17 protein-coding genes are annotated in these 17,814 nt (G+C 69.1%); 4 read left to right on the top strand and 13 right to left on the bottom strand.

The window, feature by feature from the left end; translation table 11 throughout:
* The 3 genes from AX744_RS12055 to AX744_RS12065 all read right to left on the bottom strand — a co-directional run.
* On the bottom strand, positions 1-1,941 hold a 1,941-nt coding region (locus tag AX744_RS12055), incomplete at its 3' end, for a choice-of-anchor G family protein (protein ID WP_157543598.1).
* A 261-nt stretch (positions 1,942-2,202) separates the two neighbouring features.
* Entirely contained in the window at positions 2,203-3,957 is a 1,755-nt protein-coding gene (locus AX744_RS12060) for a glycoside hydrolase family 3 protein (RefSeq protein WP_061017124.1), read from the bottom strand.
* Positions 3,958-3,959: 2 nt separating this feature from the next.
* Positions 3,960-5,258 carry an MFS transporter gene (locus tag AX744_RS12065; protein WP_058632158.1) on the bottom strand — a complete coding sequence of 433 codons (1,299 nt, stop codon included), beginning with the start codon at positions 5,256-5,258 and terminating at the stop codon, positions 3,960-3,962.
* Between the two features lie 119 nt (positions 5,259-5,377).
* On the opposite strand from AX744_RS12065, the gene AX744_RS12070 reads away from it, so the two are divergent.
* Positions 5,378-6,670, top strand: a complete 1,293-nt coding sequence (locus AX744_RS12070; protein ID WP_231728799.1) for a TetR/AcrR family transcriptional regulator — start codon at positions 5,378-5,380, stop codon at positions 6,668-6,670.
* Between the two features lie 64 nt (positions 6,671-6,734).
* Here AX744_RS12070 and AX744_RS12075 read toward each other — a convergent pair whose 3' ends face one another.
* The 5 genes from AX744_RS12075 to AX744_RS12095 all read right to left on the bottom strand — a co-directional run bounded on the left by AX744_RS12075 (position 6,735) and on the right by AX744_RS12095 (position 10,889).
* Positions 6,735-7,355 (bottom strand): dihydrofolate reductase family protein, encoded by a 621-nt coding sequence (locus AX744_RS12075; RefSeq protein WP_046746626.1) that lies wholly within the window; start codon positions 7,353-7,355, stop codon positions 6,735-6,737.
* Positions 7,355-7,831: an SRPBCC family protein gene (locus AX744_RS12080; RefSeq protein ID WP_058632157.1), complete on the bottom strand. Its 477-nt coding sequence runs from the start codon at positions 7,829-7,831 to the stop codon at positions 7,355-7,357. The genes AX744_RS12075 and AX744_RS12080 overlap by 1 nt, the downstream gene beginning before the upstream one ends.
* Positions 7,832-7,834: 3 nt before the next feature.
* The gene (locus AX744_RS12085; RefSeq protein WP_046746624.1) at positions 7,835-8,176 is read right to left on the bottom strand and encodes an ArsR/SmtB family transcription factor; all 342 of its coding nucleotides are present in this window, start codon (positions 8,174-8,176) and stop codon (positions 7,835-7,837) included.
* An 84-nt stretch (positions 8,177-8,260) separates the two neighbouring features.
* Entirely contained in the window at positions 8,261-10,318 is a 2,058-nt protein-coding gene (gene recQ / locus AX744_RS12090; protein ID WP_061017126.1) for a DNA helicase RecQ, read from the bottom strand.
* Between the two features lie 61 nt (positions 10,319-10,379).
* Positions 10,380-10,889, bottom strand: coding sequence for a MarR family winged helix-turn-helix transcriptional regulator (locus tag AX744_RS12095; protein WP_061017143.1), 510 nt, complete (start codon positions 10,887-10,889; stop codon positions 10,380-10,382).
* A 59-nt stretch (positions 10,890-10,948) separates the two neighbouring features.
* Between AX744_RS12095 and AX744_RS12100 the strand changes: the two genes are divergently transcribed.
* The 3 genes from AX744_RS12100 (at position 10,949) to AX744_RS12110 (ending at position 13,770) form a co-directional block, all read left to right on the top strand.
* Entirely contained in the window at positions 10,949-12,391 is a 1,443-nt protein-coding gene (locus AX744_RS12100; RefSeq protein ID WP_061017128.1) for an MFS transporter, read from the top strand.
* Positions 12,392-12,511: 120 nt separating this feature from the next.
* On the top strand, positions 12,512-12,856 hold the full coding sequence (locus AX744_RS12105; RefSeq protein ID WP_058632153.1) for a GNAT family N-acetyltransferase: 345 nt from the start codon (positions 12,512-12,514) through the stop codon (positions 12,854-12,856).
* The gene (locus AX744_RS12110; protein WP_058632152.1) at positions 12,853-13,770 is read left to right on the top strand and encodes a pirin family protein; all 918 of its coding nucleotides are present in this window, start codon (positions 12,853-12,855) and stop codon (positions 13,768-13,770) included. Before AX744_RS12105 ends, AX744_RS12110 begins: the two co-directional genes overlap by 4 nt.
* Position 13,771: 1 nt before the next feature.
* Here the strand turns inward: AX744_RS12110 and AX744_RS12115 are convergent, their stop codons facing one another.
* Genes AX744_RS12115 through AX744_RS12135 form a run of 5 tightly spaced genes read right to left on the bottom strand, consistent with a single transcriptional unit; the run spans position 13,772 to position 17,801 of the window.
* A complete protein-coding gene (locus AX744_RS12115) occupies positions 13,772-15,229 on the bottom strand; it encodes a sodium/solute symporter (RefSeq protein ID WP_046746620.1) in 1,458 nt (485 codons plus the stop codon).
* Positions 15,226-15,606 (bottom strand): hypothetical protein, encoded by a 381-nt coding sequence (locus AX744_RS12120; protein ID WP_046746619.1) that lies wholly within the window; start codon positions 15,604-15,606, stop codon positions 15,226-15,228. Before AX744_RS12120 ends, AX744_RS12115 begins: the two co-directional genes overlap by 4 nt.
* Complete coding sequence (locus AX744_RS12125; protein WP_061017131.1) at positions 15,603-16,340, bottom strand: LytR/AlgR family response regulator transcription factor; 738 nt, start codon at positions 16,338-16,340, stop codon at positions 15,603-15,605. The genes AX744_RS12120 and AX744_RS12125 overlap by 4 nt, the downstream gene beginning before the upstream one ends.
* The gene (locus tag AX744_RS12130; RefSeq protein WP_046746617.1) at positions 16,337-17,527 is read right to left on the bottom strand and encodes a sensor histidine kinase; all 1,191 of its coding nucleotides are present in this window, start codon (positions 17,525-17,527) and stop codon (positions 16,337-16,339) included. The genes AX744_RS12125 and AX744_RS12130 overlap by 4 nt, the downstream gene beginning before the upstream one ends.
* A 28-nt stretch (positions 17,528-17,555) precedes the next feature.
* The gene (locus AX744_RS12135) at positions 17,556-17,801 is read right to left on the bottom strand and encodes a YbdD/YjiX family protein (RefSeq protein WP_046746616.1); all 246 of its coding nucleotides are present in this window, start codon (positions 17,799-17,801) and stop codon (positions 17,556-17,558) included.
* Positions 17,802-17,814: the final 13 nt, after the last annotated feature.

Genomic DNA, 17,814 nt, shown 5'->3' on the forward strand with positions numbered 1-17,814 from the left:
GGGGGCGGCATCGACCGTCGCCGCGGCCGTCACCTCGGTCGTATCCGTCGCCGAGACGGCGCCTGCCGTCGCGGTGACCGTGTACCCGGTGCCCACCGTCGTCGCGGTCGGGACGAAGTAATCGACCGTGAATGCACCGTTGCCGTCGGTCGTGACCGGAACAGGGTCGTTCACGATCCCCCCGCCGGGTGCGGTCACCTGCACGGAGACCTGCGTGTTCGCGGGCCAGCCGGAGCCGGTCACGGGCAGGTTCGTCCCCGCCTGGACGGTCGGGGCCGCGTCGATAGCCGCCACAGCTGCCGCGGCAGCCTTGACCGTCGAGGAACCGAGGTCGAGAGCGACCCCGCCTCCGACGGCCGGGAGCAGGTTCACTCCGAGCGCACGCACCGTGAAGCTGCCGCCCGGGATGTCTCCCGTCGCCGGCTGCTCGTTGATGGTGATGGTCGCGATGTCCGACAGCACGCCCTGGAGCACGGGATCGAGCGTCGTCAGCACGGGACCCGTGAGAGCGGCGAGTGCCGGCTGCACGAGCGGGATCACGCTGGTCAACGCGGTGTTCACGAGCGGACCCGTCGTCGTGGCGACCGCATTCGTCACCGTCGCGACCACCGGGTTCAGGAGCACGCCGATGTTGAGGCCGGCCAGGGTGATGTCGGTCGCGACCGTGGGAACGGGAGTGGCGGTGCCGGCGAACTGCGCCAGTGAACCCTTGACCGTGACGTCGCCCGACACGAGCGGCGTCCCGGTGAGCGGCACCGTGAGGTCGACGCCGACCGTGATCGTCACCTGGAGGGCGTCGAGCGTCGACTTCAGGATCGTGGAGACCTTGCCGTTCAGGCTGTTCGGGTGCGTGCCCGTGAGTGCGGAGGTGATCCCCTGCTGGATGGCGGAGATCGTCGTGGCGGAGAGCACCGGGGTGTTCGCCGGCAGTGTGTTGAGGTTCGCGCCCGCGCCGGTCTCGACGAGGATTTTGGCGAGATCGACCGAGACCGTGCCGGTGCTCAGGTCGACGAGAACCGAACCGGTCGTGTTCTCGACCGGGGTCTGCAGCACCTGCGTCGTCACGGTCTGCCCGACCGTGTCGAGCCCCGCGATCGAGACGGTGCCCCCTGTCGCGGTGAAGGCGGCGACGAGCGGCACATCGGGGATCGCGTTGATCGTGTTGACGATCGTGGTGGTGAGGGCGGTCAGCGCGCCGCCGGGACCGGCGAGGTTGCTCACGGGAGTGACGGTGCCCTGGATCGCGGAGGCGAGGGTGCCGGAGAGCCCGGCGACCAGGTTGCTGTGCAGATCGAGGTTCAGGTCGGCGATGCGGTACTCGGACGTCACCGTTCCCGCGTTCGACTCGGCACGCGACGCGAGGGCGCCGATGCCGATGGAGGCCTGGTCGAGGACCGCATCGGTCAGACCCGCCACGGCGAGCTGGTCGAAGAGGTCTGTGAGCTCGAGGGTGCCGGGGTTCACGCTGCCGTCGATGGCGCCGGTGTCGACAGCCCCACCCGAGGTGATCGTGCCCGAAGAGGCGATCGACTGGGTCTGCGTCGGCGAGGAGCTGAAGCTCTGCGCAGCGCCCAGGTCGCCGAGCCGCAGCAGACCCGGCGTGGTGCCGTCGGTCAGCAGCGGCACGTTGAGGGTGCCCACGTCGATGTTGAGCGCCTCGAGCAGTCCGACGTTCAGTCCGCCGAGCTCCGAGCCAGGGGCGGCCGGGTTGCTCGTCAGCGTGTGACCGAGCGCGGCGATGTCGAGTCCGCCGAGCAGTGCGGCCGGCAGCTGGATGATCTGCCCCTGCGCGACCGACGGATCGTTCGGATTCGCCGCGTCCAGCGCATTCGCCGCTGTCGGCACCAGTGCACTTGCGAGGATCACCGCGCCGACGGTGACGCCGGCGATGCTTCCTCCTGCTGCTCTGCGTCGCCGCAGAGTCCTCTCCTGCAATTCCATTCGCTACTCCCGTGTGATGCGATCTTCCGCGTCACATGGCCCCCCCACGGGTCGACGTCAGTCGGCCGAGCGATGTTGAGGACAGTTCTACGGGATACGGGACGCGTTGTCCAGCATTCGTCCAGAGAACTTTTCAGCCATCGTCATCGTCCGAGACACTTCGCCATCGGCCGACATCGAACCCGCGATCGAGGGTTCGCCGACACGACGAAACGCCCCGCGGCCGAAGCCGTCGAGGCGTTTCGCGAATGCCCTCGGGTGTTACAGCGAGAGCCCGTGACCGAAGCGGAACAGCGGGTCGGTCGTATCGAACGGAACGTCGGGGCGCGAGGTCTCGACAGCCGCCATCGAGCGCGGCAGGTCGAAGGGCAGCCGACCTTGCGCGGGGAACGCACCGCTGAGCACGTCCAGCAGCGCCGTCCCGGAAGCACCCCAGTTCACCGTGATCGCAGCCGCCACCTCGGCGAGCGGCGTCAGGATCGGCGGGCGATCGGCGAGCACGTCGACCACTGTGGGCACGACGGCCGCGACCTCGCCGACATGGGCGATCACGTCATCCGGGAAGTCGAGGGAACCGGCGTGGAAGAAGTTCTCGAACATGGTCGCGCGCTCCTCGAACGGAGCCTGCAGCCGGATGATCGCCAGATCGGCTTCCGACGGCGTCTCGACGACGTCGGCGAACTTTTCAGCCACGGCGACGTCGACGCCCTCGACGTAGAGCTTCGCCCCTCGGGCGAAGGGCAGCGCGCCGTCGTTCGCGAGCACCGTGATCGACGCGCGCTGGGCATCCTCCCCCGCGGCACGGAAGTCGGCACGACCCACGATCTCGTCGGCGGCGTCCTCGTCGACGTATGGGTTCTCGAACAGTCCGAGCTCGAACTTCTCGCGCAGGATGCGTCGTGCCGAGATGTCCAGCCGGGCCTCGGTGATCTCGCCGTCGGCGACGAGCTCGAGCAGCAGCTCCGGGTTCGCCTCGCCGCCGAACTGATCGGCGCCCGCATCGAGCACCTTCTTCATCCGCTCGCGAGGGGTGAGATCTTCCACACCCCAGGCACGCGCAGGGAACGGCTGCCCGAATATCTCGGAATCGCTGATCAGACCCCAGTCCGTGCACACCAGACCGTCGAAGCCGTAGCGCTCGCGGAGCAGACCCGTGATCACCGACTTGTTGAAGCCGAAACCCACCTCCTCGTACTCCGTGCCGACGGGCATCCCGTAATACGGCATCATCTGCCGGGTACCCGCGGCGAGCGCGTCTTCGAACGGCTTCAGGTGAAGCTCGAACTCGCCGCCAGGATAGACCTGCTCGCGGCCGTACGGGAAGTGCGGATCCTCGCCGTCCTTCTGGGGGCCGCCGCCGGGGAAGTGCTTCGTCATGGTCGATACCGAGCCAGGCCCGAACGACTTCCCCTGGAAGCCGCGGATGTAGGCCGCGCCGAGCTTTCCCGACAGCTCGGCGTCTTCGCCGAACGTCGCCGTCTGGCGCGCCCAGCGCGGCTCGGTCGCGAGGTCGACCTGCGGATGCAGTGCTACGCGCAGACCGACGGCCGTGTACTCCTGGCGGGCGATGTCGGCGAAGCGCTCGACGAGCTCCTCGTCGCGGGTGGCCGCGAGGCCGAGCGTCTCCGGCCACTGCGAGAAGGGCCCTGCCAGGATCGACGCTCCCGGATTCTCGCTGAACGAGTGCCGGGGGTCGGTGGAGAGCGTGACCGGGATGCCGAGGCGCGTGGACGCCGCGAGCTGCTGCAGGGCGTTCTGCCACGCGGCGATCTCCCGGCCGGTGGGCGCGGCACCCAGCAGGTTGAAGTGCGTCATCTGCTTGGACTCGAGGAACTCGCGGGCCGACGGCGTCGCGAACACCGGGTTGGGCTCCTCGAGGTCGCCGATCGCGATCATGGTGTGGAAGAAGAGCCCTGCCTTCTCCTCGATGGTCATGGCATCGAGCAGCAGCTGCACCCGCTCGTCGACCGAGAGATCGGTGTCGAGCCAGGGGCGCGCGATGGTGGTCTCTGTCATGGTCACTTGACTCCCTTGATGCGGTAGACGAGCACGGCACCGGCCAGCGCGACGACCGCACCGAACAGGTACCACGTGGTGTAGCCGCCCAGCGGCGTGGCCGCTCCGATGGCGATGATGCCCGGCGCGATCGCGGGGGCGATCGACTGCGGCAGCGCGTTGGCGATGTTCAGCACCCCGAGGTCCTTCGCCACGTCGTCCGGGTTGGGCAGCACCTCGGTGGCGAGGGCGAGGTCGACCGAGAGGAACGATCCGGCCCCGAGCCCGATGATGGCCTGGGCGATGATGACGGTCGTGATATCGGGGGCGATGGCGAGGATGACCAGACCGACCACCATGATCACACCGGCGACGGCGACGAAGGGACGGCGCTTGCCGATCTTGTCGGAGAGGAAGCCGCCGAGCGGGGAGGAGATCGCCATCGCCGCCATCGAGGCGAGGTTGGCCGCGAGGATGACGCCCACCGCACCCTGCTCGTCGAGGCCGAACTTGGTGACGAGGTACAGCGGCAGGAAGGTGGCGATGCCGGCATAGCCGAACATCACGAAGAACTTGGTGAGCCAGGTCCAGCCGAAGTCGGGGTGCTTGCGCGGGTTGAACACGAACGAGCCGAAGAACATCCCGATCGTGAACTTCTCGGCGGGCTTCTCGGTGAGGCGGCGGTCCTTCAGGATCAGGACGAAGATGATCACCAGGATCAGTGCGATCACGCCCGGCACGACGAAGCGCTCGAAGTCGCCGGGCAGGAAGTTCACCAGGAAGCTGCCGGCGAGGATGCCGATCGGGGTGGTGATGCCGATGATGCCCGACACCTTGCCGCGGCTCGTGACCGGCACCTGGTCGGGCAGGGTCGCGTTCGCCGCCGCGAGCACGGCGTTCATCGCGGTCTGCACGAGGCACCAGGCGAGCAGGACCATCCAGACGGAGTTCGCGGACCCGATGAGGAAGAACCCGCCGAGGCCGACGACGGCACCACCCAGGATCCACGGACGACGCATGCCCCAGCGCGAGGTCGTGCGGTCGGAGAGCCTGCCGACGAGGGGGTTCGCCACGAGCGCGAAGATCGCACCGACGCCCATCACGAGTCCGAGGCTTCCCTCGGTGTTGACGGGGTCGATGTGCTGGATCTTGAACGCCATGGACACCATCACCGGGGTGAGAAGCGCCAGGAAGACACCGAAGTTCACCGCGGCGAGGCCGGGGGTGTAGCCGCGCGGAGTCTTGGGCGGCGTGGTCCCTGGGGCCTTGAATCCCGTGGTGCCCACCGCGGCCGCGTTGGCGGCGGATGACAGCTCTGTCATGACAGTCCTTTCGATTCACCGCACATCTTCGGGCGATGCGGTTCTGGCATGACAGTACACCAATCTCGACCGATTGGTAAGTCAAACCAGACCGATTGGTAATGAACGAGGATAGAGTGATGACGGAGGATGCGATGACGATGACGGCGACCGGCACCCGTCACTCGCGCGCCGTCGCGACGAGGCAGCGCATCCTCACCGCCGCGCACGATCTGTTCGTGACCCGCGGTTACCGATCCACGTCGCTGCGCGACATCGCCGCAGCCGCCTCCGTCAGCCACCCGGGCCTGCTCGGGCACTTCGCCTCGAAGGACGATCTGCTCGGAGAGGTGGTCGCCGGGCTCGAAGCCGAGAACGAGTCCGTGTTCAGCGCGATCTCGGCCGCATCCGAACCGGGCGAGCTGGTCTTCGCCGGCATCGCCGAGCGCAATGCGCGCACCGCCGGCTACCTCGAGCTGTTCGCGGCCCTCACCGGGGAGGCCTCGGCGCCGGACCACCCCGCGCACGAGCGGATGCGCGAGCGCTACTGCCGGATCCGCGCACTCAGCAACGACGTGCTCGAGGATGCCCAGTACCACGGGGTGGTCGCCGCCGACCGCGATGTCGACGGCGAGGCCGTCCGGCACACGGCGGGGTGGGACGGGCTGCAGCTGCTCTCGCAGTACCTGCCCGATCGGGTGGACGTCGTCGAGATGCTCGAGGAGCGCGAGAACCTGTGGGCGCTGCCGCACGCGTGGCGGGACCCCGACGACGAGCCCTCATCCGGGTCCGCGACGGCCGCCGGTCCCCTCCCGCGACTGCGCGCCACCAGTGTCGCCGACACCGACCCCGGCTACGCGGTCGGCCGCCGCAGGCGCGCACAGATCGTCTCCGATGCGATGCGCCTGTTCGCCCGCGACGGCTACGGCGACACCAGCCTGCAGGACATCGCCACCGCGGTCGGAGTGTCGAAGTCGACGCTGCTGCACCACTACGCGTCGAAGGAGCTGCTGCTGAGCGCCGTGCTCACGGAACGCGACAGCGCCATCAACGAGAACCAGATGTTCACGAGCACCGCGTCGGCTGCCACGGTGCTCCGCAGCATTCCCGAGGGCGCGGCGCTCAGCGCACGGGACGAACCGGGACTGATCGAGGTCTACGCGGTGCTGTCGTGCGAGGCCGTCCCCGTCGCACACCCCGCACACGACTACTTCACGATGCGGTTCGCGAACGCCCTCGACTACTTCGCTGAGCTCTTCCGCCTCGCCCAGGTCGACGGCGACCTGCCAGCGCACCGCGATCCCGTGCACGAGGCCACCTGGCTCATCGCGATGTGGGACGGGCTGCAGTACCAGTGGCTGTATGACCGCGACAGGGTCGACATCGCCACGCACCTGCGGGCTCATCTCGACGAGGTGCTGCCTCCGCGCTGAGACGGCGCTGCGCTGAGACGGCGCTGCGCTGAGACGACGCCGCGCGGAGACGACGCCGCGCGGATCAGCGCAGACGGACGGCGTAGCGCAGATGCGTCGTCTGCGGGGAATCCTCCGCGCCCACCAGGTCGAGCGAGAGGCGTTCCCCGTCCACACCGTCGAACAGGCGCACTCCTGCCCCGAACAGCACAGGCGAGAGAGCGATGTGGAACTCGTCGACCAGACCGGCATTGAGGAACTGGACGATCGTCTCACCGCCGCCCGAGATGCGGACGTCGAGGTCGCCGGCAGCAGCGCGCGCCTGGTCGAGCGCCGACTCGATGCCGTCGGTCACGAAGTGGAACGTGGTGCCGCCGCGGCGCTCCCACGGCTCGCGCTCCTCATGGGTGACGACGAAGACCGGCGTATGGAACGGCGGGTCCTCCGGCCACGCGTGCTCGCCGGCGTCGAACATCCGCTTCCCCATCACACTCGCCCCGGTGCGCTCGAACGTCTCGCGCACGATGTCGTTGTCGCGTCCCTCGTCCCCACCTTCGCCCAGGTGCAGATTCTCGCGGAAGGACCGCAGCCGGAACACCCACTTCTGCAGCTCCATCCACTGCCGACCCATCAACTCGTCCGGCGACTCGGGGGCGATGAACCCGTCGAGAGACATCGAGACGCTGAAGAACACCGCTCCGGCCATCAGCGCTCCCCTCGCGCGATCGCCATCTCCGCGACGTGGACGGCGAGGTTGTCCAGTGTCTGCCGGCCACCCTCGAGTGCGCCATGCCGCTCGATCGCCCGGTCGCGCAGCTCCGGTGTCGGGAACACCGTGCGCATCTCGATGCGGGTCCGATCGCCGTCCAGCACGAACGTGAGGTGTGATTCGAATGCCTCAGGATCGTCGCGGTGCTCACCATGGAGCATCACGATCCGCTCCGGCGCGACGATGTCGGTCCACACGATCCACTCCGGGTAGTCGGTGCCGTCCGGTCCGTGCATCACGAACTCCCATTCGCCCCCGACACGGAACTCGAACGATCGCGTCGTCGTGGTGAAACCGTCGGGGCCCCACCACCTCGAGAGGTGCTGCACCGTGGTGAACGCCTCGAACACCAGCGCCGGCGCGGCGTCGATCACGCGCGAGATCACGATCTCGCGATCAATCGTCGTATCCATCCACTACTCCTGCCTTCTTTCCGCTTTCAGGTCCTGCACGTAGGCATCGAGCCGGTCGAAGCTCTCGTTCCAGAACTGCTCGAAGCCGCCCGTCCACTCATGGACGGCCCGGAGCCCCGTGGCGTCGAGCCCGTAGACCCGCTGCTTGCCCTCCCGGCGGTCGCGCACGAGACCGACCTCGCGCAGCACACGCAGGTGCTTGGAGGCACCCGGCTGAGTCATCCCCAGCACCTCGGACACCTCGGTCACGGGGCGGTCGCCACTGCGCAGCAGCGTCAGGATGTCCCGGCGTCGCGGTTCGGCGATCGCGTTGAAGACATCGGATGTGGTTGCCGCTCGCGCCATGTGATCAACATATACCCATATGGGCAAGTGTTCAAGACGCCACGATCCGGAGTACGCCCGAAGGCGAGGCGTCGGGCGTCGGCGTCAGGCGCCGGCGATCACCGCGAGCACGCCTTCACCGTACGCCTCGCGCTTCTTCGCACCGATGCCGGTGATGCCGTCGAGGTCGGCGAGAGCAGCAGGGCGGTGCTCCGCGAGCGCGCGCAGCGTCGCGTCACCGAACACGATGTACGCGGGCACGCCCTGCTCGCGAGCGGTCTCGGCACGCCATGCTCGCAGTGCCTCGAACAGTGGCCGATCCCCCGCGTCCAGGGCATCGGCGGCGCTGGCCTTGCGGGCCCGGCCCGAGGACGTCGGACGCCCGATCGTGTCCTTGCGCAGGGGTACAGCGGTCTCACCACGCAGTACTCCTGCCGCCTGCTCACCGGGCGCGAGGGTGCCGTAGTCACCCTGCGCGACGAGAATGCCGCGGGCCAGGAGCTGACGGACGACGCTGCGCCAATCCTGATCCGAGAGATCGCTGCCGATGCCGTAGGTCGCGAGCTTGTCGTGACCCTGCTGCCTGATGCGCTCTGTCGAGGCCCCGCGGAGGATGTCGATCAGGTGCCCGGCGCCGAACGCCTGATTGCGCTCGCGCTTCAACCGCACGATCGTCGAGAGCAGCTTCTGTGCTGGGACGAGCCCGTCGAACGTCTCGGTGTCGTCGAGACAGGTGTCGCAGTTGCCGCACGGCTGCGACTCCTGGCCGAAGTAGCCGAGCAGGTTCTGCCGACGACACTCCACGGTCTCGCACAGCGCGAGCATGGCGTCGAGGTGCTGCCCCATGCGCATCTTGAAGGTGCGATCACCGGGACTCTGGTCGATGAGCCTGCGCTGCTGCACGACGTCGCCGAGCCCGTAAGCCATCCAGGCCACCGAGGGCTCGCCGTCTCGACCGGCGCGCCCGGTCTCCTGGTAATAGCCCTCCACGGACTTCGGCAGATCGATGTGCGCGACGAAGCGCACATCCGGCTTGTCGATGCCCATCCCGAATGCGATGGTGGCGACCATGACGACGCCGTCCTCGCGGAGGAAGCGCGCCTGGTTGGCCGCGCGCACCTCGGCGGGAAGACCCGCGTGGTACGGCAGCGCATCGAGACCCTGGGCGGCGAGGTACGTCGCCGTCTGCTCGACCGACTTGCGACTGAGCGCGTACACGATGCCCGCGGGCTGCGCGGCGTCGTCGGTCACCGGGGTCTGCGACTTGATGAACGCGACCAGCTGCTTGCGCGGGTCGACCTTGGGCACGATCCGGTACTGGATGTTCGGGCGATCGAAGCTCGCCACGAAGTGCTTCGCCGGCGCCCGCCCCTCTGCGCCGTCGAGGTGCAGACGTTCGGTGATCTCCTTGTGCGTCGCTGCGGTCGCAGTAGCCGTGAGCGCCATGCGTGGAACACCGGGGAACCGCTCGCCCAGATCGCCGAGAGCCAGGTAGTCGGGCCGGAAGTCGTGACCCCACTGCGACACGCAGTGGGCCTCGTCGATCGCGATCACGCTGAGGGTGCCGCGTTGCAGGAGCGCCGTGGTCTGCGCGTTCGACAACCGCTCCGGGGCGACGTAGATGAGGTCGAGTTCACCGGCGACGTACGCCCGCTCGACCTCGCGGCGCTCGTCGATCGCCTGCGTGGAGTTGAGATAGGCGGCGTTGACGCCGTTGGCCCGCAGAGCGTCGACCTGGTCGTGCATGAGCGCGATGAGCGGGCTTATCACGAGCCCCGTGCCCTCGCGCACGAGCGCGGGCACCTGGTACGTGATGCTCTTGCCGCCACCGGTGGGCATCAGCACGACGGCGTCTCCGCCCCCGATGACCTGATCGACGATGCCTGCCTGGTCGCCGCGGAACTCGTCGTAGCCGAAGACCGTGTGCAGGGCCTCGCGTGCGGTGGAGTAGCGGCTCGGCGTCGCTCGGCGCACGGCCGGCGCGGAGGCCGCGGGGGCCACCGGGGTGACCGGACCCTGACCCCAGTCCAGCGGCGGTTCGAACCCGGCGCCCTGAGGCTCCCAGTCCATCGGCTCGGGCGGGATGGACGACTCCCACCCGTCGTCATAGGGCTCGTCGGCGTACGGCAGGTCCGCGTACGGGTCACGGGGAGTCTGCGGCATCCCTCCAGCGTAACGACCCCCGCCGACGTGGGCCGCGCCTCATCCACAGGCGCAGTCTCGATCAGCTCGCGGTCGACCGGTCGTAGGCGCGGATGAGGTCGTCGAGGAACTTCGCCACCGTCGCCCGCTCGCCCTCGCTCATCGCGGCGATCTGCGCCTCGACCTCGACGATGAGCGGCTCCACCAGGCGCTCGGCATCGGCGGCGGCATCCTCTGACGCGGTCACGATGAGTTTTCGCCCGTCGGACGGATGCCGATCTCGGCGCACATGGCCGCGATCTTCGAGGCGATTGAGGACGAGAGTCATGGCTGCGGTCGAGATCTCGACGCGGTGGGCCAGCTCGGTCGGAGTCGTGGGGCCGCGGGAGATGAGGTGGTCGAGCACCTCGAGGCCCGGGGCGTCGAGTTCGAGCTGCTTGGCGATCGAGCGCTCGAAGCGCTGCTGACGCATCGTGAGCTGCTGCACGCGGGTGCGGATGTCACTCTCGTCGATCTCGCCGGCGTCGTGCCGACGTGACGGGTCATACGTCGAGGCCGATTCCGTCGCCCGCTCGGACCGTTTGACATCCATGCGCACCATGGTAATACTTCATATTGCTAATTTGATTGATAATCAAGGATTGAGACGATATGACAGACGCGACAGAAGCGCCCTACCGCTGGCGCTGGGCGATCCTCGGAGTGATGCTCGCGGCCGAGATCATGGACATGCTCGACGCGACGATCGTCAACGTCGCCGGCCCCTCGTTGGAGTCCTCCCTGGGGACGAACGCCCTGGGCCTGCAGTGCGTGATCGGCGGCTACGCCCTCGCGTTGGGGGCGGGACTGATCCTGGGCGGTCGCCTGGGTGACCGCTTCGGGCGGCGCCGGATGTTCCTCCTCGGCCTGTCGGCGTTCACGATCGCATCGCTGTTGTGCTCCCTCGCGCCGACCGCTGAGCTACTGATCGCCTTCCGTCTGCTCCAGGGCGCGGCCGGCGCGCTGCTGCTCCCCCAGGGCCTCGGTCTGCTGCGTGAGAACCTCTCCGGCGCCGAGCTCGCCGTCGCATTCGGCATCTTCGGTCCGGCGCTGGGCCTCGGCGGCATCCTGGGCCCCATCATCGGCGGCGGACTGATCGAGGCCGACATCCTCGGGCTCGGATGGCGCTCGGTCTTCCTCGTGAACATCCCCATCGGGATCGTCGCCCTGGTCATCGCCTGGCGCATCCTGCCGCGACGCTCGGGGGATCGGGCGGTCCGCATCGACATGCTCGGCGCAGCCGTCATCGTCGCGGCATCCGGCATCCTCGTGCTCGGCCTCACCTTCGGACCCGAGCTGGACTGGCCGCTGTGGGCCTGGGCGTGCGTGGCCGCCGGCCTTGCTGGCTTCATCCTCTTCGGGGTGCAGCAGCGCGCACTCCTCGCCCGCGGCGGAGTGCCGCTGGTCACGGCGACCATGTTCACGCGTCGGGCCTACACCTTCGGGCTCGTGGGCATCGCCCTGTTCTTCAGCAGCCTGACCGGCACACAGCTGGTGCTGACGCTGTTCCTGCAGGTCGGCAACGGCTTCAGCGCCGGCGAGGCGGGGTTGAGCAACCTGCCACTCGCGATCGGCTCCGCGGTCGGCGGTGCGATCAGCGGCGCATGGCTCGCCGAGAAGATCGGGCGGTCCGTGCTGCAGCTCGGAGCAGTCACGCAGCTGCTCGGCGCGGGACTGCTGTGGTTCGAGCTGCAGCAGCCGGGCGACTTCAGCATCTGGACCATCGCCCCGGGCATCGCCCTGTTCGGGGTCGGCGGCGGCGCGATCATCGCCGCACTGTTCAGCACGATCCTCGCCGCGGTGAAGGACGACGAGATCGGTTCGGCTTCGGGCGTTCTCACCGCGGTCCAGGCGATCGCGAGCGCAGTGGGTGTCGCGATCTTCGCCTCGGTGTTCTTCGATGCGATCGACTCCGGTACCCCGGCGGAGGCGTATCAGCAGACCCTGATCGTGCCCGCGATCATGCTCGTCGCCTTCCTCGCACTCACCTTCCTCTTCCCGAAGAAGAGTCGGGAGGATGCGCACGGGGTAGCCGTGATGGAAACAGCGGGCTGACCGGATCGGTGGGCGAGAACCCGGACCGTCTGCGTCGGCGCCAGACGGACCGGGTTCTCGCCCGCCCCAGCGATCTCACGCGGGCGTAGGTTGGAGTCAACCCGTTCGAAGGAGCCTCCGATGACCGACATCACCGTGACCCGCAACGACGACGAGTCGCGCTACGAGATCCGCTCCGACGACGTGCTCGCAGGTTTCGCGGAGTTCGACCTGCGCCCCGGATCGATCCGCTTCATCCACACCGAGGTCGACCCGGCGTTCCAGGGCCAGGGGCTGGCGGGAAAGCTGGCATCGGCAGCGCTGACGGATGCCGCAGGACGCGGTGAGGCGATCGTCCCGCTGTGCCCGTACATCGCGAAGTACCTCGAAACGCACGAGATCGCCGGAGCCGAGATCCGCTGGCCGCGGGCGTCGCCGAGCCATGGCGCATCGACGGGCGAAGAGCCGACGGGCCGAGCCGAATGATCGGGCAGCACCGCCTCATCCTCGAGCCCCGCGAGGTGCCGCTGGGCGGAGTGCGCGGCATGAACGTGCTGCGGGCGCTGCCTCACCGCAACCTGCCGACGATCGGCGCCTGGTGCTTCCTGGACCGGTTCGGTCCCGCCGACACAAAGATGCGGGTCGAGCCGCATCCGCACATCGGACTGCAGACCGTGACCTGGCCACTCGTCGGAGAGATCCGCCACCGCGACTCGCTCGGCAGCGACGCCGACTTGCGCCGCGGGCAGCTGAACCTGATGACAGCGGGCGACGGCATCTCGCACTCGGAGTACTCGATCGGTGAAGAACCGGTGCCGCTCGACGCCCTGCAGTTCTGGGTGGTGCTGCCCGACTCGGCCCGCCGCGGTGCCCCCGGCTTCGAACGGCACACCGCGCTGCCGACACTCGCACTCCCGGCCGAAGAGGGAGCAGATGCCGAGGCCACGGTCGTGCTCGGCGAACTCGCCGGGGTGCGTTCGCCCGCCACCGTGCACACCCCGATCGTCGGCGCCGAGGTCGTCATCTCCCCCGGCTCGCGCGTGCGCCTGCCACTGCGTTCCGACTGGGAGCACGCGCTGATGCTCGTCGAAGGCGATGCCGTGGTGGCCGGGCATCCACTCGACCGCAACGGACTGCTCTACCTCGGCGACTCCCGCGATGCGGTCGAGGTGTCGAGCACCGAGGGCGCCCTGCTCTTCCTGCTGGGCGGTGAGCCGTTCGAGGACGACATCGTGATGTGGTGGAATTTCGCCGGACGCACACACGAAGAGATCGTCGAGGCCCGCGAGGAGTGGGAGGCGGCGTCCGACCGTTTCGGAGTCGTGGCCGGGCACGATGTGCGCATACCCGCGCCGCCCCTCCCCCCTGTTCGGCTCATGCCGCGCAGCCGCAAGCTCTGACTCAGCCGCGCTCGGGGGTGTGCACGCGGGCGAGGAAGCGCTCGGTGCGCGGCGACGGACCCCGCGGATCCAGCAGCGAGACGACGACCGTGACCGCTGTGGCGAGCGGGATCGTCCATGCGGCGGGCTGCGCGAGATAGGGCGCCGCTGCTCCGATGCCGCCGACCGCCGCGTGCACCAGCAGGGCGAGTCCCGCAGCGCACCCACCCGACACCATTCCGGCCACCGCACCTCGTGCGGTGAGCCCCCGCCACCACACGCCGAGCAGCACGACCGGCGAGAGGGTCGACGCCGCCACCACGAACACGACACCCACGCTCGACCCGAGGCCCGCCGGGGCCGTGAGCAGCGCCACGGCGAGCGGCACCAGGGCACAGAGCACCGCCGACAGCCGGAACGACCGCACGGATCCGGAGAACACGTCCTGGCTGATCACACCGGCGAGCGACACGACGAGGCCGGCCGATGTCGCCAGGAACGCTGCGAACGCTCCGGCGACGATCAGCGCGGTCAACAGTTCACCGAACGCCCCGGGGAAGACGCGCGAGGGGAGCAGCAGCACAGCCGTGTCCGCGACACCGGGCACCGCCAGGTCCGGAGCGGCGATGCGCGCAAGCAGCCCCATCGTGCTCGACACCGCGTAGAAGGCGCTCACCATGCCGATCACGATCACGGTCGTGCGCCGTGCGGACACCCCGGTCGGACTCGTGTAGAAGCGCACCAGCACGTGCGGTAGACCCATCGTGCCCAGCAGCAGCGCGAGCAGGAGCGAGGCGGTCTCGTAGGCGTCGAACCCCGAGGGCCCGGCCTCGACGGGGAACACCAGCGCCGGATCGAAGTCGTGCGGACCCCCACTGAGGGCGAACGCGATGAACACCACGGGCACCAGAAGCGCGGTGAGCTTGAGCCAGTACTGGAAAGCCTGCACGTAGGTGATCGCCCGCATCCCGCCCGCGGCCACCGCCGCGGCCACGAGCACGGCGACGGTCACGGCTCCCACCCATTCCGGCAGACCGGCGACGACCAGCAGGGTCAGCCCCGCTCCGTGCAGCTGCGGCACGATGTAGAGCCAGCCGATGACCAGCACCGCGACGCTCGTGACCCGGCGCGCCGACGGCGACTCCAACCGCGCCTCGATGAAGTCCGGGATCGTGTAGGCCCCGCTGCGCCGAAGGGGTGCCGCGACGAATGCCAGGACCAGGAGATAGCCGGCCGCGTAGCCGATGGGGAACCAGAAGCCACGGGCGCCGTCGAGCAGCACGAGGCCGGACAGCCCGAGGAACGTGCCGGCCGAGAGGTACTCGCCGCTGATCGCCGAGGCGTTCCATACCGGCCGCACGGTGCGGGACGCGACGAAGAAGTCGCCGGTCGTGCGCGAGATGCGCAGACCGTAGATGCCGATCAGCAGCGTCGCGACGATCACGAGCGCGACGCCGATGAGGTCGAGCACCGCATTCATTCGCGATCCCGGAGGGCACGATATCGACGTTCGTTGCGCGCTGCGGTGCGCACGTAGAGCACCGCGAACACCACGATGATCGGATAGAACGCGTACGCCTGCAGCAGCCATGACAACGGCAGGCCCCAGACCATGACCTGCCCGATCTCCGGAATGAGCGCGATCGCCAGAGTCAGCGCGATGACGACGATCACGAACCCGGCGACCGTTCCGAGTGCGAGTCGCAGCTGACTGCGCATGAGAGCCCTGGCGTAGACGGCATCCGCCTCGTCGACGGGTGCGCCCGGCAGCGCGATTCCCCGGGTGAAGGCCGCCGGCCGACGATCAGGCAGATCAGCGGTCACCCGCACCCGCACGCGCTTCGGCTTCTCCGTCATCCTCCGACCTCCCCGCGCAACAGGGCATCGCGCACCGCTGGCACCAGGCGTCTGCTCACCGGCAGCGAGACGGAGCCGATCGAGACCGAGGGTTCAGCGCCGGAGAGCCGGGCCTCGGACACGACGGCGATGCGCACGAGCGAGGAGCGATGGATGCGCAGGAACCCGGCTTCCGCCCACCGCGTCTCGAGTTCCGAGATGGGCGTGCGCACCAGGTGCCCCGCACCGTCGCCGGTGTGCAACCGGGAATAGTCCCCCTGGGCCTGCACCCAGCGCACCTCGCTGCGACGCACGAACCGCACCACGGATCCGATCGTGACCGGCAGCATCTCGTCGTCGCCGGGCGTCGGAGCCTCCGCGACCTCGACCACCCGTCCGACCGCCTGGCGGAGCCGTTCGATGCGCACGGGCTTGAGGAGGTAGTCGGCGGCACGCAGCTCGAACGCCTCCACCGCCCTGGCATCATCGGCGGTCACGAACACGACGGCGGGCGGTTCCGCGAGGGCGAGCAGCGCACGCGCGAGCTCCATCCCGCCGAGCCCCGGCATGTGGATGTCGAGGAATGCGATCCGTACGGCCCGCTCCGACAGCAGCCGCAGGGCTTCCGCACCCGATGATGCGGTGACGATCGCGCCGATGCGCGCGTCCGTGCGCAGCAGATGGACCAGCTCATCCAGGGCGGGTCTCTCGTCGTCCGCGACGAGCACATCGATCGGCTGCACGCTTCTGGTCATGCTCGGCCGTCGCCGTCCGGGTCGTGCTGCGGCTGGGACTTCGGGACCCGCATGCGCACCAGGGTACCGGCGCCCGTGTTCGTCTCGACCACCAGAGCGCCGTCCGCCCCGTAGAGCTGGCGGAGCCGGGTGTCGACGTTGCGGAGTCCCACGTGGACCCCGTCGTCGCCGGCGGTGAGCGTCGCATGAAGAGCCTCGGGGTCCATGCCCACCCCGTCGTCCTCGACCGTGATCTCGGTGTGGGTGCCGTCGTCGCGTGAGGCGATGCGGATCTCCCCTCCCCCTTCGCCGGGCTCGAGCCCGTGACGGACGGCGTTCTCGACCAGCGGCTGCACCGAGAGGAACGGGATGACGGTGGCCAGCGTCTCCGGTGCGATCTGCAGCGTCACGCGCAGACGGTCCCCGAACCGCGCTCGTTCGAGCTCGAGATACGAGTGGATGCTGCCGAGCTCGTCGGCCACCGTCGTGAACTCCCCCTGGCGCCGGAAGGAGTAGCGGGTGAAGTCGGCGAACTCCAGCACCAGCTCGCGCGCGCGTGCGGGGTCGGTGAGCACGAAGGAGGCGATCGCCGTGAGGGCGTTGTAGATGAAATGCGGCGAGATCTGCGCACGCAGCGAGCGCAGCTCCGCCTCGGCCAGCTGCGTCCTGGACGCGTCGAGTCCGCCGAGCTCGACCTGCGCGGCACACCAGTCGGCCACCTCCTCCGAGGCACGCACCAGCGCGGCACGGACGGGCGCCGCGAAGGCGACCACGACGCCGATCACGCGTCCATCGACCAGGATGGGCGCCCCGACGGCCTCGAGGTCGTCGTCGGCACCGGGCGCGGGGAAGACCTGCCTGCGTCCCGACTCCCCGACCCTGGCGGCGATGCGGCGGGCAGCGGATTCCAGTCCGTCGGACGGCCCGTCGAACGACACCGTGCCCTCGGCGCTGACGATCGCGACCGCCGCGCTGCCGAGGAGCACCCGCAGGTGACGCGCGGCCTTGACGACGTCGGGGGCGGACAGTCCAGCGCGCAGATGCGGTGCCGCCAGACTCGCCTGATGCAGCACGGTGAGGGCGGCCTGTTCGGCGTCGCTCCCCAGCTCGGCGGCGCCGCGGGCGAGTCGACGTGCGAGCAGGAGGAGCACCGAGAGGACGATGCCGCCGAGCACGCCGAGGATCGCTGCGAGAACGACGTCGGTCATGGGTTCAGCCTACGGAGCCGCGCACGCCTCAGCAGCAGCGGGCACCGGGGTTGCGATCCTGGTCGTCCATCCGCTGCCGCCAGAACTGCCGCTCGGTCAGCGGCTCCTCGCCGGGATGCACGCGACCGTGATGGGCGACGTACGTCGCGTAGGCGCTGTCGCCCATCAGGGTCGTGATGTACCAGCGGATGCCGCGGCCGGCCCGCACCGCGGCGCTGAGCAGCGTCCGCAGGAGGGTGGTCGCGGCATCCGTCCGACTCGTGGTGTCAGCCATCTCAGTGTCTCGA

The sequence above is a fragment of the Microbacterium sp. CCH5-D1 genome, assembly GCF_001557335.1.
GTDB lineage: Bacteria > Actinomycetota > Actinomycetes > Actinomycetales > Microbacteriaceae > Microbacterium > Microbacterium oxydans.